The organism is Rhodococcus pseudokoreensis, assembly GCF_017068395.1.
GTDB classification, from domain to species: Bacteria; Actinomycetota; Actinomycetes; order Mycobacteriales; family Mycobacteriaceae; genus Rhodococcus_F; species Rhodococcus_F pseudokoreensis.
In genome coordinates, this window is the sequence record NZ_CP070619.1 from 8,490,568 (window position 1) to 8,505,347 (window position 14,780).

General features: G+C 68.8%; 16 protein-coding genes. 7 read left to right on the plus strand and 9 right to left on the minus strand.

Annotated elements, in window-relative coordinates:
* The first annotated feature begins 11 nt into the window (after positions 1-11).
* The 5 genes from JWS13_RS44185 to JWS13_RS44205 all read left to right on the plus strand — a co-directional run bounded on the left by JWS13_RS44185 (position 12) and on the right by JWS13_RS44205 (position 3,721).
* Complete coding sequence (locus JWS13_RS44185; RefSeq protein ID WP_124393811.1) at positions 12-530, plus strand: toxin-antitoxin system HicB family antitoxin; 519 nt, start codon at positions 12-14, stop codon at positions 528-530.
* Positions 531-581: 51 nt separating this feature from the next.
* Positions 582-1,460, plus strand: coding sequence for a DUF4097 family beta strand repeat-containing protein (locus JWS13_RS44190; protein WP_206011362.1), 879 nt, complete (start codon positions 582-584; stop codon positions 1,458-1,460).
* Between the two features lie 11 nt (positions 1,461-1,471).
* Positions 1,472-2,422: an ATP-binding cassette domain-containing protein gene (locus tag JWS13_RS44195; RefSeq protein WP_206011950.1), complete on the plus strand. Its 951-nt coding sequence runs from the start codon at positions 1,472-1,474 to the stop codon at positions 2,420-2,422.
* Complete coding sequence (locus JWS13_RS44200) at positions 2,419-3,207, plus strand: ABC transporter permease (protein WP_206011363.1); 789 nt, start codon at positions 2,419-2,421, stop codon at positions 3,205-3,207. Before JWS13_RS44195 ends, JWS13_RS44200 begins: the two co-directional genes overlap by 4 nt.
* Before the next feature lie 127 nt (positions 3,208-3,334).
* Entirely contained in the window at positions 3,335-3,721 is a 387-nt protein-coding gene (locus tag JWS13_RS44205; protein WP_206011364.1) for a hypothetical protein, read from the plus strand.
* 11 nt (positions 3,722-3,732) lie between these two features.
* Here the strand turns inward: JWS13_RS44205 and JWS13_RS44210 are convergent, their stop codons facing one another.
* On the minus strand, positions 3,733-4,659 hold the full coding sequence (locus tag JWS13_RS44210; RefSeq protein WP_206011365.1) for an LLM class F420-dependent oxidoreductase: 927 nt from the start codon (positions 4,657-4,659) through the stop codon (positions 3,733-3,735).
* A gap of 176 nt (positions 4,660-4,835) precedes the next feature.
* On the opposite strand from JWS13_RS44210, the gene JWS13_RS44215 reads away from it, so the two are divergent.
* On the plus strand, positions 4,836-5,330 hold the full coding sequence (locus JWS13_RS44215; RefSeq protein ID WP_206011366.1) for a DoxX family protein: 495 nt from the start codon (positions 4,836-4,838) through the stop codon (positions 5,328-5,330).
* Between the two features lie 133 nt (positions 5,331-5,463).
* Here the strand turns inward: JWS13_RS44215 and JWS13_RS44220 are convergent, their stop codons facing one another.
* The 3 genes from JWS13_RS44220 to JWS13_RS44230 form a co-directional block, all read right to left on the minus strand.
* Complete coding sequence (locus JWS13_RS44220; protein WP_206011367.1) at positions 5,464-5,757, minus strand: chorismate mutase; 294 nt, start codon at positions 5,755-5,757, stop codon at positions 5,464-5,466.
* A gap of 137 nt (positions 5,758-5,894) precedes the next feature.
* Positions 5,895-7,295, minus strand: coding sequence for a phenylacetate--CoA ligase family protein (locus JWS13_RS44225; protein WP_206011368.1), 1,401 nt, complete (start codon positions 7,293-7,295; stop codon positions 5,895-5,897).
* 80 nt (positions 7,296-7,375) lie between these two features.
* Positions 7,376-8,089 (minus strand): hypothetical protein, encoded by a 714-nt coding sequence (locus JWS13_RS44230; protein ID WP_206011369.1) that lies wholly within the window; start codon positions 8,087-8,089, stop codon positions 7,376-7,378.
* Between the two features lie 132 nt (positions 8,090-8,221).
* On the opposite strand from JWS13_RS44230, the gene JWS13_RS44235 reads away from it, so the two are divergent.
* On the plus strand, positions 8,222-8,815 hold the full coding sequence (locus JWS13_RS44235; protein ID WP_206011370.1) for a hypothetical protein: 594 nt from the start codon (positions 8,222-8,224) through the stop codon (positions 8,813-8,815).
* Here JWS13_RS44235 and JWS13_RS44240 read toward each other — a convergent pair.
* Genes JWS13_RS44240 through JWS13_RS44260 form a run of 5 tightly spaced genes read right to left on the minus strand, consistent with a single transcriptional unit; the run spans position 8,775 to position 14,675 of the window.
* Positions 8,775-9,356 (minus strand): histidine phosphatase family protein, encoded by a 582-nt coding sequence (locus tag JWS13_RS44240; RefSeq protein ID WP_206011371.1) that lies wholly within the window; start codon positions 9,354-9,356, stop codon positions 8,775-8,777. The two genes, JWS13_RS44235 and JWS13_RS44240, sit on opposite strands and share 41 nt — an antisense overlap.
* A complete protein-coding gene (locus JWS13_RS44245) occupies positions 9,353-10,456 on the minus strand; it encodes an ABC transporter ATP-binding protein (protein ID WP_206011372.1) in 1,104 nt (367 codons plus the stop codon). The genes JWS13_RS44240 and JWS13_RS44245 overlap by 4 nt, the downstream gene beginning before the upstream one ends.
* A gap of 27 nt (positions 10,457-10,483) precedes the next feature.
* The gene (locus tag JWS13_RS44250; RefSeq protein WP_241032551.1) at positions 10,484-12,151 is read right to left on the minus strand and encodes an ABC transporter permease; all 1,668 of its coding nucleotides are present in this window, start codon (positions 12,149-12,151) and stop codon (positions 10,484-10,486) included.
* The gene (locus tag JWS13_RS44255; RefSeq protein WP_206011373.1) at positions 12,135-13,166 is read right to left on the minus strand and encodes an ABC transporter substrate-binding protein; all 1,032 of its coding nucleotides are present in this window, start codon (positions 13,164-13,166) and stop codon (positions 12,135-12,137) included. Before JWS13_RS44255 ends, JWS13_RS44250 begins: the two co-directional genes overlap by 17 nt.
* Positions 13,167-13,202: 36 nt before the next feature.
* Positions 13,203-14,675, minus strand: coding sequence for a tyrosine-protein phosphatase (locus tag JWS13_RS44260; protein WP_206011374.1), 1,473 nt, complete (start codon positions 14,673-14,675; stop codon positions 13,203-13,205).
* Positions 14,676-14,780: the final 105 nt, after the last annotated feature.

Sequence of the window (14,780 nt, forward strand, 5' to 3'; positions counted from 1 at the left end):
ATGATGGCACCATGGATCTCACACCCTATGTCGCGTCCCTCCGTCACGAACTGGCCGTAGCCGCCGAGGCCGGGGGAGAGGACGCCCGTGCCCTCGCCGAGCGACTCACCGCACCATTGGAGTCCGGGGTCCGGCTCGCGCTACTCGACGCGCTGTCGGCGGCCGCCAGTGAAATCACCCGCGACCTCGCACCGGGTTCGGTGGATCTTCGACTCCGCGGACGTGAGCCCACGTTCGTCGTCACTCCCGCGCCCGTCGAGCAGTCGTTCGAGGAGCCGGCCGCATCCGGTCCGGACGTGACGCCGCCGCGAGTCGCGGAGGTGGAAGACAGCGCCATGACCCGGATCAACCTTCGTCTCTCACAAGACCTCAAGGACCGAGTCGAGGAGGCCGCTCGGGAGGCCGGACTGTCCGTGAACGCCTGGCTCGTCCGGTCCGCGGCCGCAGGGTTGGAGTCCGACGGCGGCAGTGGCCGTTCCGAACGGCGTGCCCCACGCGGCAACGACCGTTTCACGGGCTGGGTGCGCTGACCCGACCCGCCCGTCCTTTCATTCGCCATCACCACATTCCGGAGGACAACCATGCCCACATTCAGCACCCCGGCGCCGATCTCGGCGACGGTCGAACTCGTCGTCGGCGACGCACGGATCACGGCGAGCGACCGCGACGACACGGTCGTGGACGTGCGCCCCAGCGACGGTTCGCGGGAATCGGACGTTCGCGCCGCCGAGCAGACCCGCGTCGAGTACTCCGCGGGGAGACTGCTGGTCAAGGCGCCGAAGCCGCGCGGTCTCGGCCTGTTCGGCAAGGCGGGTTCCGTCGACGTCACCATCGCGCTGCCGACCGGTTCCGAATTCGAGGGCGAGGCGTCGGTGGCGACGTTCCGCGGCGCCGGACGGCTCGGGGCGTGCCGGATCAAGACATCGGCGGGCGACGTCCAACTCGGCGACACGGGCCCGCTCGACGTGCACACCGGGGCCGGCACGGTCACCGTGGACCACGTCGCGGGAGATGCGGACGTGAGCACGGGGTCGGGGAAACTCCGCGTCGGTGCGATCGACGGCAGCGCCGTGATCAAGAACTCCAACGGCGACAACTGGATCGGCACGATCAGCGGCGGACTGCGAGTGAAGACGGCGAACGGCGACATCTCCGTCGACGACGCCCGCGCCGACCTCGCCGCGGCAACCGCCAACGGCGACATCCGCATCGGGCAGGTGACGCAGGGCGCTGCGTCGCTGGAAACCGGCCACGGCCGAATCGAGATCGGCATCCGCTCCGGGACCGCCGCCCGGCTCGACGCGCACACGTCCTTCGGCAAGGTCCAGAACCATCTGGACTCCGTCGACCGGCCCGAATCGACGGACGACAAAGTCGAGGTGCGTGCCCGTACCGGTTTCGGCGACATCGTGATTCGCCGCCCCGATTCCCAGAAGTCGACCAGTCGAAAGGCAGAGTGATGACAGCATCGATCACCACCCGGTCCGCGATCACCACCACCGGGCTACGAAAGTCCTACGGCGACAAAGTCGTCCTCGACGGCATCGACCTCGACATCGACGAGGGAACGATCTTCTCGCTGCTCGGACCCAACGGCGCAGGCAAGACCACCATGGTCCAGATTCTGTCCACCCTCATCGCCCCCGACGGCGGCGACGTCCGGATCGCGGGTCACGATCCCGCCCGCGAGCCCGATGCGGTGCGGTCAACCATCGGTGTGACCGGCCAGTTCTCCGCGGTGGACAACCTGCTCACGGGTCGCGAGAATCTGATGCTGATGGCCGATCTGCACCATCTGCGCCGCGACGCGGGCCGCGCCCGGGCAACGGAACTGCTTGCCCGGTTCGATCTCGTCGAGGCGGGCACGAAGCCGGCCGGAAGTTACTCCGGTGGCATGCGCCGCCGGCTCGACCTCGCGATGACCCTCGTCGGAGATCCCCGGATCATCTTCCTCGACGAGCCGACGACCGGTCTCGATCCGCGAAGCCGACGCGCCATGTGGCAGATCATCCGCGAACTCGTCGCCGACGGGGTCACGATCTTTCTCACCACCCAGTACCTCGAGGAAGCGGATCGGCTCGCCGACCGGATCGCCCTCCTCGACGGCGGCCGGCTGGTCGCGGAGGGAACGCCGGAGCAGCTGAAGAGGCTCGTTCCGGGCGGCCACATCACCCTGCAGTTGCCCGGGGCGCGCGAACTCGACGCGGCCTCCCGGCTCCTCGGGGACGTGACCCGGAACGAGGAATCGCTCACCCTGCAGGTTCCCGGCGACGGCAGCGTGCAATCGCTGCGCGCACTGCTCGACCGGCTCGATCACGCGTCGATCCAGGTCGAGAACCTGACCGTGCACACCCCCGATCTCGACGACGTCTTCCTCGCGCTCACCGAGCGCGCCGCAACCGGGAAAGAGAGCCTGCGATGACGACCATGGGTTACGCGCTGAGCGATTCGGCAACAATGCTGAGACGCAACCTCCGGCACATGATCCGGTACCCGTCGGTGACGGTGCTCCTCGTCGGGATGCCGATCGTCCTTCTCCTGCTCTTCGTGTACGTCTTCGGCGGCACGCTGGGGGCGGGACTCGGCGACCCCGCCGGCGGACGCGGCGCCTACATCGACTACGTGGCACCCGGAATCCTCTTGATGACCGTGGCCAGCGCCGCCCAGGGAACCGCGATCTCGGTCGCCACCGACATGACCGAGGGCATCATCGCCCGGTTCCGGACCATGGCCATCGCACGGGTGTCCGTGCTGACCGGGCACGTCATCGGCAGCATGATCCAGACACTGATCAGCCTCGTGCTGGTCGTCGGTGTCGCCGTGCTCATCGGTTTCCGGCCGACCGCCGGGCTCGGCGAGTGGGTCGCGGCAACAGTGGTGCTCGCGATGTTCACGTTCGCGCTCACCTGGCTGTCCGTCGCGTTCGGGCTGGTGTCCAAGAGCGTCGAAACGGCGAGCAACCTTCCGATGGTTCTGATACTCCTGCCCTTTCTCGGCAGTGGGTTCGTTCCCACCGACTCGATGCCTGCCGGTCTCCGGTGGTTCGCCGAGTACCAGCCGTTCAGCCCCGTCATCGAGACCATCCGCGGACTGCTGCTCGGCGGTCCCGTCGGCAGCAGCGCCGTGCTCGCGGTCGGATGGAGCGCCGGCATCGCGCTGTTCGGCTATCTCTGGGCGAAAAGACTGTTCAACCGGCGCGTGAACTGACGGCTTTCACCCGTGCCGGCGGGCACTCACCGCGGTACTCTTCCGATGCCGCGGTTTCGCCACCGATGATGCAGCCGCAGGTTACAGTCGGAACCGGTTTTTCCTTCTTCAGCAGGGTGGGATCGCGATGAACTTGATCAAGAAATCGGCAGCATCGGTCCTCGTCGCAGCGACGGTGACACTCGGAGCGGGCACGGCACACGCCGACCCCGTCGTACCGAACACGGGAACGCCGGCACTGGCGATCCCCGGCCGGCACGAGGTCGACAAGCAGAAGGCCCTCGAGAACATGCTCAACGAACTCGGCGTCGGCTGGGCCAACGGGGGAGCGGCCGGCACGGCGATCGGCGCGCTCATGGGTCTCGGCGTCGGATGTGTCTCGATGTTCCCCGGCAGCCTCGCCGGCTGCATCATCGGCACGCCGATCGGCGCGATCACCGGTGCGATCGTCGGTATGGGCCAGGGCAACCCCAGGGCGGCGCAGGCCATCCAGGAATACATCAACACGCCGTGAGTCGTTGTCCGTCAACTCCGTTCACGGAGTCGGCGGATCACGGGGGCGAACACCTCCAGGTAGGGTTCGTGGACAGTGATGTACGAGAAGCCGTAACGTTCCCGATGGCTCCGGAGTTGCTCGGCCATCTCCTCCACGGTTCCCACGAGGACGTACGGAGTGCCGAGGACGTCGTCCACCGACAGGGTGCCGCCGAGCCGGTCCGCGATCTCGTTCGCTGCGGCTCGGCGGTCGTCCGTCTCGACGACCAACTGGACCAGTAGATGCCACTCGATGTCCTCGGCGCGCACACCGGCATGCTTCCGCACGAAGCGAATTCGCTCGGCCGTTTCGTACGCGGTGGCGAGACGGAATTTGCCCGGGGGCCGGCCCGGAATCTGAAACGTCCCCGCGACGCCGACGATGTCGGCGTGGGCGGCCGCGATCCGCAGCACCCGATCGCCGGTACCACCGATGATCAGGGGCGGGCCCGAGCCGCCGAACCCGCGCCGCTGCAACGGTCGTGGCACGGTGCGGCCCTCGGGTAGCTCGTCGAAGTCCGTGGTGAAGGACGTGCGGAGGCCGTCGACCATTTCCGACAACTGCTCGACCCGGCCGCCGAACGGCTTCCATTCGATGCCCGCGGCGTCGAACTCCCACTTCATGTGCCCGGCACCGAGACCGATCTCGAGCCTTCCGTCGGTGAGGACGTCCGTCGTCGCGATCTCGCGAGCGAGTAGGGCGGTATTCCAGAACGGTGAGTTGAGCACCAGAGTTCCGACCCGCAGTCCCGTGGCGCCGGCGACGGCCACCAGGAGGGGAAACGGTGCCGGGGCGCCGAGATGGTCGGCGGCGAACACGGTGTCGTAGCCGGCGCTCTCGCCGAGCCGGCATCGATCGAGAAGGGCGTCGCGGGAGTCGAACCCGAAAATGTTGAACGAGAATCGGAAATCGTGCATGGACTTCACGATGCACCCGATGTGGCTCCGCCGGTGCCGAATGCGACGGGGGAACGCTGCAACTTCAGCGTCGCGGATGTGATGCTGACCACACCTGAACCGGTTTTCCCACGTGGCGGCGCCGAATCGCCCTGCAAGTTCCACGCTTAGGGCAGGCATGCCTTATCTTCTGCGATGTGACAAACAAGAGCATCTCACGCCTTCAAGGCGCCAGTGTCGACTATGCCATCGCGGCGTTCCGCGTGGTTGTCGGCTTCCTCTTCTTCTGCCATGGAACTTCGACGTTGTTCGCGTGGCCGACCGCACCTCACAGCGGGCACACCGCAGCGGTAGGTGCCTGGCCGAGCTGGTGGGGTGCCGTGATCCAACTCGTCTGCGGCGCCGCGTTGTTCCTCGGCCTCGGGACGCGAATTGCGGCGTTCCTCGCCTCGGGTTCGATGGCGTACGCCTACTTCTGGAGCCACCAGCCGGACGGTGCCCTCCCCATCCAGAACAATGGTGAACTCTCGGCCATCTTCTGCTGGGCCCTGTTCCTCATGATCTTCCTCGGCGGCGGTGCACTCTCGCTCGATCGCCTCATCGCTCGTGGCGGGCGCACGGCGCAGGCCGACGACGGCGCCACCGCCGGCGAATCCGGACCCACGGACGAGTTGCGGGAAGTGAACGCCTGAAGAACGTCTCGTGAGCCCGGGCGATGACCGTCATCTCCCGGCTCGCCTGAACAGGCGAACAGTGCCCAGCGTCGCGAAGACTGCTGGGCACTGCTCTCGCGATCGGTGTCGACCGAGGTGAGTGTCGGTACGGCTACCGTGTTCGGTACGTCGACGAAAAGGGTGGCCGCGCCAGCCGGAGCAGTTCCAGCGCCAGCAGCGAACCCCGCGGGCCCAATTCGTCCTGATAGCGGCGGATCACGTCGGTCTCCCCACCGAGCGCGACCATCGGTGCACCGGACTCGACCCGGGTTCGGGCCGCGAGCTGTGCGAGAACGAGGCGGCGATTGACCGCATCCAGGATCTCCGCGTCGAGGCGGGCGATCTCGGCGTGCACTCGGTCGAGATCCGTGCCGTCGGTGACTGCCCCGGAATCAGTGTCCGTCATCGTTGCTCCTCGACTGGGTGACCGTGTACGACAATCGTCGGACGGAAGCGGCCGCAGCGACAGACACCCTGGGGTGAGGATCGGCGACCCCTGTCCGGCGCCGGCCGACCGAGTGGGTGCGGTGAGCCGATTCCGCGTTACCGCAGTGCGATGAACCGCTGCAATTTCCCGCTCGCGTGATGGCGCTGCAGGTGGTCGACGACCTCGATCCGGACCTGCGGATCGGACAATCCTTGCCGGCGCAACGCCGAGGCGACAGCCGACGTCAGCCGGGCGACGTCGGGTTCGCCGACCGCGAAGATTTCCGCACCGTCGACGGTCTGCCGGACCTGGTACTCGGAGACACGCGGGTCTGCGCCCAGGACGTAACGAAACGCGCTCGCGGGCACCGTCTTCGTCCCGTAACGGAAATCGTCGTCACGCCGACCACCGATGTCGGCGACGCGCACGAACGCACTTCCGCACGGGCAGGTCCCGGGCAGCAACGTGACCTGATCGCCGAGGTCGTAACGGATGAAGGGAAACGTCCGGTTGGCCAGGCCCGTGGCGAGCGTTCGCGCCGCGGGTGCATCGGCGGCGACCGGAGTGCCACTGGCGTCGACACGTTCGAGCACGACCTCGTCCTCGCACACGTGCAGACCCTCGCCGTGTCCGCAACCCACTGCCTGCACGCCGACCTCGGTCGACCCCCAGAGGTTGTGGATCGTCGCCGACCAGGCCTCGTCGATGGCGTGCCGGTCCTCGTCCAGCAGTGGCTCGGAATTGGTGCTCACCCGGACGGGGCGGACCTGCAGATCACCGGCCAGGGCGACCCGGGCAAGCCGCCCGATCACCGACGCATAACCGACCAGGTGCGTGGGCCGGGCCGCGGCGACCGCGGCGACGATCTCGTCGAACGGTGCGCCCGCCGGGATCACGACGGTCTCCATCCCCGGTGCGGTCGGCACATCGAACAGTGGGGTGCTCGCGTGCGGAGGGATTCCGGCCGCCAGCACGGCGAGACGCGAAGGAGACCGCACCGGCGCCCGCCGTTCCTCCCGTGTCTGTATCCGCCAGGCCAGGCACGCGGCCGACACGTAGAACTGCCAATCCCAGACGTAGACGCCGCGGACCCCGCTCGACCCACCCGAACTGAAGACCTGTTCGTCGCTCGGGGTGTACGAAAACCATTGCTGCTCGGCCAGAATCCGCTCGGCGCGCTCGCGGTCGAGGTCACGAGTGGTGACGATCGAATCCCACTCGTCCTGTGCGTCCTGCTTGGTCATCATCGGCAGCGACGCCAGGTCGGCGACCGTGGCCGTCGACGGATCGAGACCGCGTAGTCGCCGGGCGTGAAACGGCGACCGCTCACAGGCGTGCGAGAGGAGGGCCCGCAGCCGTGCGGTCCGGTAGTGCTCGATCTGCTCTCGCGGCCAATCCAGGCGTCCCGTGTGGTCCTCGAGTGCTGCCTGAACCGCATTCACCTGGCCGGCGCGCACACGCGCGTACGTCGTGTGCCCCATGTCGTCCGGAGCACCTCCGGGTACCGATCGGGACATGACGCCCTCCGCATCCCCATGGTCCGGCGCACCACTGTCACCCGTGCGTATTCGAGTCTTGCACAGCGGGGTGCCGACCGTCAGGGTGTGTGAATCTTCCGGAGGAGACGCTTCAGCGTCCGAGCGTCCCGCCACCCGAACGACGTGCGGTCCGCGGCGTGGCGTTGGAGCAGATCGACAATGCGCGCGGGAACGGCGACCCGGTGCCGCACCGCACTGTCCACGACCTCGAGAACCGCGCGGTGGGGCCGGTCGTCCTCGAGCGCGAAGCCCGCATCGTGCACGGCGTCGGGAGGCAGTGCCGGCCGCAACGCCGAGACCACCTCGTATGCGAACGCGTGGAAATCTTCCCGGCCGGCGACGTTGCCGAACGTGACCGTCGCGATCGACCCGAGAAGCTCGCTCTCGCGGGCCAGGCGGGGGAGTTGTCGCTGCCAGTCGGGCGCGGCTGTGATTCCCGCTCCGGCGATCACGCCGACCGCTCCGAGGGCGCGAACGTGTTCGAACCACCCGTGCGGAGGCGTGACGACACCCTCGAAGAGAACGTCCGTGCCGTCCTCGATCACCAGGGTGCGCCCGTCGGCCGAGCGCAACGACAGCACGGCCGACGTCAGGTCGTCGACACCGTCGAAGACGGGACTCGGGTCCCGCCACCCGCGCCGGGCCAATTTCTGCAACAACGTATCCCGCGTCCCGGGCTCGACGTCGTAGTCCAGCGCCACCATCGGTGTACCCCGTCGGTCGGCTGCGGGTGTGTGGTACATGGCGACCGCGTCGACTGCTGATTCCCCCATGGGGCGATACGATGCCACAGAAAAAGTCCGACTGGAAGGTTTTGTCCTCCGTGTCGGCGCGCCTCGATCCATTTTCTGCACGAGCGCTCCGTCGCGATTGCGGTGCGGCGACCTCTTTGAAAGCCTCGGACGATGGGAGGCTTCATCGGGCAGCACGCGGCCGCTGTCACCAGCCTGGCCTTCGTGGTCGCCGGCCTCGCAGTCCTCGCGGGTCGCCGGCGCGACGCGCCGTCCGTCACCTACGGCCTGCTCGTCGTCGCGGTCGGTCTCGGGTCGCTCGTCCAGCACGGACCCGACCCGTCGTGGCAGGAATACGCGCACGACATCCCGATCGCGACGTTGCTCGCGTACATCGCCGTAGACGCCGCGTCCGATCGGTTCGGCCGTCGGCTGTCGCCGGGGTGGTGGCTCGCTGTTCCGTTCCTGATGGTTCCCACCGTGGCTGCCGGCCCGACGGCGTCGACGATCGTGCAGGCACTGCTCGCCGCGGCCGCAGTGGGACTCTGCCTCGAACGCGCCCGCGTCCGACCGGAGTTGCGGCGCACGACGATCGTCGCGGCAGTGCTTATCACGTCCGGCGCTCTGCTCGGTGCCGTGGACGCCAGTCTTCTGCCGGGCCACGCGCTGTGGCACGTGCTCGCCGCCGCCGGATTGTGGCGGCTGGCGCCCACGATCGGGCGAAGGACTACCCCGGGTCCGCGAAACTGTGGGAGTCGGTGCGGTTGACCGACAGGACCCGCAACACTCCCGCCCATTCGATCTCGCAGACCGCGCCGTTGACGATGCGCGGCACCGCTGTGGCGGACAGGTCGCCGAGCACCGCCCGGATGAGCGCCCCGTGAGTGATCACCACGACTCGGCCGCCGGGGTGCGTCCTGGCGATCGCGTCGATTGCACGGCGGCCCCGCGCCGAGACCGCCTCGAGCGGCTCGAGGTCCGGGAAGGCTCCGTCCGGCCACCGACGTTCGGCGTCCTCCCGGGTCATCCCTTCGGCGGCGCCGTAACTTCTCTCGACGAAGTCGGAATGCATTCCCGTGACATCGATCCCGAGGTGCTCGGCGATGATCCGGCCGGTGTCGACCGCGCGAGACAACGGGGAGGTGACCACCGTGTCCCATGCGTCGTCTCGGAGCATCCGCGCCGTATCGCGGGCCTGCCCGCGGCCGACGTCGTCGAGTGGTATGTCGCTGTGGCCCTGCAACAGTCCCCGCCGGTTCCAGTCGGTGCGGCCGTGGCGGACCAGCGCCGATCGGGTCGCCTCGCTCATCGCGGCGATCCTGCGAGCACCGCCGTACCGATAGCGGGAACGTCCGCCTTCGCCGGGGCCGGGTAGAACAGGGCTCGGCGGATCGTCAGTCCGACGCGGTCGCCGACCACCGGCCGGGTTCCGCGGACCGCACACCGGAACTCCGCCCCGCGGCAGGCCACGACGACGTCGCTTGCGTCGCGCCCGAAGAGTGACGACATCACGATCCCCTGGGTGGTACCTGCGCTCTCCGTCGACGTCACCTCGATGTCGGAGGGCAGTACGGCAAGGGTGCCGGTTCCAGATCGTTTGTCCGCCAGCCGATTCCGATCCAGGTGCACGCGGTCGTCGGCGCTCGCGAAGCCGTGGTCGGAGACGGTGCCGGACAGCAGGTTCGCGTCCGAGAGGAACTTCGCGACAAAGGCAGACCGCGGTCGCTGCACGAGTTCCTCCGGTGTGCCGACCTGCTGAATCCGCCCATTGTCGAGCACGACGACCCGGTCGGCGAGGGCGAGAGCCTCGGCGCGGTCGTGCGTGACGTGCACGACCGTCAGGTTCTGCGCGCGGGTGAGGGTGCGCAGTTCCAGACGCAGCCGATCGCGCAGCGGTTCGTCGAGTGCGGACAGCGCCTCGTCGAGCAGCAACGCGCGCGGCTGCGCCACCAGCGCCCGGGCGAGCGCGACGCGCTGGCGCTGCCCACCGGACAGCGTCGCCGGATCACGCTTCGCCAACCCGGGCAGCCCCACCAGATCAAGCACGTCGGCGACCCGCTCGGCGCGCCGGGCGCGCGGCACCTTGGCTACCTCGAGCGGATACGCGACGTTACGCCCGACGCTGCGGTGCGGCCAGATCGCATGCTGCTGGAACACCATTCCCAGTCCACGCTTGTCGGGCGGCACGGCGCGGCCGCCGTCGGCGACGACCTCGTCACCCAGACGCACGAGCCCCGCGGTGGGGGCGAGAAACCCGGCGACCGTGCGGAGCAGGGTGGTCTTCCCCGAACCCGACGGTCCGACGAGTGCGACGAACTCGCCGTCGCGGACGTCCAGGTCGACGCCGGACAGTCCCGCGGTGCCGTCAGGGTAGTGGAGGTCCACAGCGGTGAGGGTGATCGCGGACATGAAGAGGATTCCGATCTGTGGAGTGTGTCAACGCCCGGCGCGGGTGCCGGCGAACAGGCCGAGACCGGCGATGCCGACCAGCGCGACGAGAAGGGACAGCGCGGACGCGGCGTTGTAATCGCCGGCTTGCTGCAGGTTGAAGATGGACACCCCGAGAGTCTGGGTGCCGGGTGCCACCAGCAGTACCGACATGGTCAATTCGCGTACCGCAGTCAACGCCACCAGCACGCCGCCGGTGGCCGCGGCAGGCACCGTCATCGCCACCGGCACGTCCCGTAGTGTCCGCAGGCGTGACGCGCCGGATGCGCGTGCCGCCTCCTCCAGCGACGTGGGGGTGGTGGACAGCGGCGCGCGCACCGCCTGCACGACGATTGCCAGGAACGCGGTGACATACGCGCACAGGATCACCCAACGGGTGTCGAACAAGCCCGTGTAGCGGCCGACGATCAGCCAGCCCACGGCGATGACCAGTCCGGGCACGGCCTGCGGCAGCATTGCTAGCAGATCGAGGCTCGTGTTGTCCCGTGACCGGGTGCGGGTGGTGAGCACCCCGATCACCAGTCCTGCGAAAGCGCAGACGACTCCCGCGCCGACGGCGAGGAGGAGCGAGTTCTGCACGCCGACTATGGTGCCCGGCGCGGTCACGGCCGCCACGATGCTGTCAACGGTCAGGTTGTCCCAGGTCAGCGGCACGCCCGGGGCGGGGAGCAGCGCCTGGGAGGCGAGCGCGAGTATCGGAAGCCCCGTCAGTGCGAGACCGACGGCCCAGGCGAGTGCACCGGTCAGGATGCGCGCACCGGCGAGCGGCAACGGTTGCGGGGCGGTGACCGGGCCGTCGAGTTGCCTGCTGTGCCGCGACAGTCGCCGATCGACGAACACCGCGAGGACCGCGAGCAGCAGCAACACGATCCCGATGGTGGAGACCACCTCGAGCGGCCGGTCCACCGTGCCCGACTGGATATAGCGGTACACCATCGTCGACAACGTCACGTATCGCTCCGGCAGGCCGATCAGTGCGGGAATCCCGAAGTCGGCCAGGTTCGACACCGCGGTGAGGGTGAACGCGGCGAGCAGGGCGGGCCGCAACAGCGGTAGCGTCACGGTGCGCATCGCGCGCCACGGCGAGGCGCCGCCGATCCGGGCGATCTGCTCGAGGTCGCCCGGCACCTTCCGCAACGCTGCCGCGATGATCAGATACGCCAGCGGGTACGAGTGCACCGTCAGCAGGAAGACGACGCCGTCGCCACCGTAGATGTTCCACAGCGGATCACCGAACCGTTCCGCCCACACCCGGTTCACGAGGCCGCTCGGGCCGAGGAGGCCGGTCCACGCGATCGCCCCGACGAACGGTGGGATCAGCAACGGCGACAGCAGGATCAGGCGCAGAACGCCGCGGCCGGGCAGATCGGTGCGGTCGAGCAACAACGCCATCACCGTCGCGAGGACCACCGCGAACACCGCCGACAGGCCGGCGGAGACCACGCTGTGGGTCGCGGCGCCGACGATGTCGTCGTCGATCAGTTGCGCAATGTGGTTGCCGCCGAGACCGAGTGACACGACCGTGGCGAGCGGCGCGACGATCACCGCGGCGACGAACAACCACAGCGCGACCCGCACGGCATCGACGGGGTCGAACCGCCGCCCGGGAAGGGCCCGGGCGGCGGACGACGAGACCGTCCTAACCGACGAGACCATTGAACTTCCGGACCGCATCGTCCTGGATCTTCGTGATCTCCTGCAGATCCGGGGTGAGCAACGCCAGGTCGGACAGTGCCGGTGCCCCGTCCGGGGTCCCGACGTCGCCGCGCACCGGCAGGTACTGCTGCTTCACGGCGAGTTCCTGACCCTGCTTGCTCACGAGGAAGTCGACGAACTTGCGCGCGGCCTCGGTGTCGTCCGAACCGGTGACGATGCCAGCCGGCTGCGAGATGTACGGAATGCCGTCCGTGGGATAGCGCAGCGCGATCGGGGATCCCTTCGCCGCCAGTTCCCGCACCAGGTAGTCGACGACGATGCCCACCGGCTGCGTTCCCGCCGCGACGGCCTGCCCGACCGGTCCGTTGCTCTCCGCGACCACCGGGTCGTTCGCGGCGAGGGCCTCGAGCCAGCTCTCGCCGAGTTCGGGCGTGCTGAGCCACACCGCGGTGTTGAACGCGGCGGCACCGGACACGTCGGGATTCGGCAGCGTGATCTGGCCGCGGTACTTCGAGTCGGCCAGGTCCTTCCATGCGGTGGGTGGCGCGTCGACTGCAGTGGTGTTGTAGGCGATCACGGTCGGGATGATGCGAGTGCCGACGTAGTAGCCGTCCGGATCGACGACGTCCGGATTCAGCGCGTTCACATCGGCGGGGGTGTACTGCTGCAGCAGACCCTCGGCTTTGTAACCCTCGAAGGTCGGGGCGTCGGCCGCGAGCAGAACGTCGGCGCCGATCGTGCCGGTAGTGCGTTCGGCCTCGATGCGGGCGGTCAGGTCGCCGGTGCCCGCGCGGAACACCTCGACGTCGATGCCCGTCTCCGCGGTGAATTCGGCAACGAGCGCGTCGATCTTGGCCTGCGGTTCGGAGGTGTACACCGTCAGGGTCCCGGCGCCGCTGTCGGCGTTGCCGGTCTGTTCGGCGTCGGGTGCGGCGGGCTCGGAGCACGCGGCGAGGGTGAGCGCGGCGACCGTGCCGAGCGCGGCGGCCGATACGAGGCGGGACAGGGATTTCACGAATTCTCCTGGTCGAAGGGGGATGGCGAGGTCGGGTCAGGATGCGGCGGCGGTGAGCGTGGGGCTCGACCGGAACAGCACGTCGGGGGTGTGCAGGGGAATCGGCAGCGCGCTCACTCCGTGCCGGGAGCACCGCACTACCGAGTACATCGGGGCGTCGAACCCGACGACGGTGTCGGCGGGCGTCCCGGTGTCCTGCAGGTAGGCGAGCGAACCACCCACCCATACCGGGATCCCGGCGAACACTCCGCTCATCGGGTGGTGGAAATGGCCGGCGAGAATCGCCACGACATCGGAACCGTCGAGCGCCGCGGCCAGTTCCTCCGGGGCTGCCAGTTCACGTCCGGTGAGCGTGGCCGCCGGCGACGGTACCGGCGGGTGGTGCAGTGCCAGGACCGTGCCGTTCGCTGCGGGCGAGCGCAACTCGGAGCGCAACAGGTCCAGATCCACCCGCGACACCGATCCCACCGCGGTGTTGAGCCCGATCACCCGGAAACCGTGCACGTGCTCGACGGGATTCCGTCCGAAAAACGTTGCGAAGCTGTGTGGTTCGTCGTGGTTCCCGGGGACGACGACCACCGGGCACCCGAGTCGGACCCGCAACTCGTCGAACGCCGTGGCGAGAGCCGGGTAGGTCGACGATTCGCCGTGGTGTGACAGATCGCCGGTGACCACGACGACGTCGGGACGCAGCGTCGACGATTCGACGCGCTCGGCGACCAGTCGCACCCGGGCGATGCCGTCCACCCGGGTGTGGAGCCGCGCGGACGCGGAGGCATGCACGTCGCTCAGGTGCAGCACCGTGAGGGTGGTGGCGTCGAGCAGTCGCGTGCGCAGAGCCGTCAGGTCGGCGTCCGTGAACCCGTGGGCACGAAGGTAGCTCGTCACGGTTCCGTGCCGGGCACGGAGGTCGGCGAGGGCGTCGCCGAGCACCGACGGCGGCGAATCCAGGTGCAATTCGAGGGCCCGGGCGTGCTCGGCGGGGTCGAGTGCCAGCCCCGTCAACAGGCGCCGCACCGCTTCCTCGCGGTGGGGCCGCACCTGCGTTCCGGACCGGGCGTAATCGTCGAGGATCACGGCGTCCGGAACCCCCACCGCTGCGAGCGCCAGAGCGACGAGCAACCCGGTGCGGTCCTTACCGGCGGTGCAGTGCACCAGGACAGGGGCGGGGGAGCAGGCGAGCCCGCGCAGCGCCTCCACGAGTGCGCTGCCACGTTCGTCGAGCAGGGCTCGGTAGACCTCGGCGATGTCCCCGGCCTGCGGTGGCCCCGTGCGCGGGTCATACAGCGGGTGGTGCGCCACCGTCCAGCCGCCGGTCGTGTCGGCCGCGGCGCGCTCGGTGGCGTCGCGCAGATCGATCACCGTTCGGATGCCGTACGCGTAGAGCATGTCCCGGCCGCCGGAATCGAGGTGGTCGAGCGCCGCGGAGCGGAACAGAGTGTGCGGTATCAGGCCGGGTCCCGCCACCGCCCGCACGTTGAACGTGCCGGCCACCTCTATCGAATTCACGACCCATCCTCTGTCACTCAACGTTCCATCTGTTCCGGAACGGCGTTCCGTCGGTGACATCGTGTGGGGCGGGCTTGAACGGGTGGGACCGTGAATCGAAACAAT

Excerpts from the sequence above, each read along its gene's own strand:
- JWS13_RS44240 (WP_206011371.1), bottom strand. The coding sequence starts at position 9,356 with ATGAGCGAGGCGACCCGATCGGCGCTGGTCCGCCACGGCCGCACCGAC.
- JWS13_RS44205 (WP_206011364.1), top strand. The coding sequence starts at position 3,335 with ATGAACTTGATCAAGAAATCGGCAGCATCGGTCCTCGTCGCAGCGACG.
- JWS13_RS44220 (WP_206011367.1), bottom strand. The coding sequence starts at position 5,757 with ATGACGGACACTGATTCCGGGGCAGTCACCGACGGCACGGATCTCGAC.
- JWS13_RS44230 (WP_206011369.1), bottom strand. The coding sequence starts at position 8,089 with ATGGGGGAATCAGCAGTCGACGCGGTCGCCATGTACCACACACCCGCA.
- JWS13_RS44200 (WP_206011363.1), top strand. The coding sequence starts at position 2,419 with ATGACGACCATGGGTTACGCGCTGAGCGATTCGGCAACAATGCTGAGA.
- JWS13_RS44185 (WP_124393811.1), top strand. The coding sequence starts at position 12 with ATGGATCTCACACCCTATGTCGCGTCCCTCCGTCACGAACTGGCCGTA.
- JWS13_RS44210 (WP_206011365.1), bottom strand. The coding sequence starts at position 4,659 with ATGCACGATTTCCGATTCTCGTTCAACATTTTCGGGTTCGACTCCCGC.
- JWS13_RS44235 (WP_206011370.1), top strand. The coding sequence starts at position 8,222 with ATGGGAGGCTTCATCGGGCAGCACGCGGCCGCTGTCACCAGCCTGGCC.
- JWS13_RS44225 (WP_206011368.1), bottom strand. The coding sequence starts at position 7,295 with ATGTCCCGATCGGTACCCGGAGGTGCTCCGGACGACATGGGGCACACG.
- JWS13_RS44245 (WP_206011372.1), bottom strand. The coding sequence starts at position 10,456 with ATGTCCGCGATCACCCTCACCGCTGTGGACCTCCACTACCCTGACGGC.
- JWS13_RS44250 (WP_241032551.1), bottom strand. The coding sequence starts at position 12,151 with ATGGTCTCGTCGGTTAGGACGGTCTCGTCGTCCGCCGCCCGGGCCCTT.
- JWS13_RS44190 (WP_206011362.1), top strand. The coding sequence starts at position 582 with ATGCCCACATTCAGCACCCCGGCGCCGATCTCGGCGACGGTCGAACTC.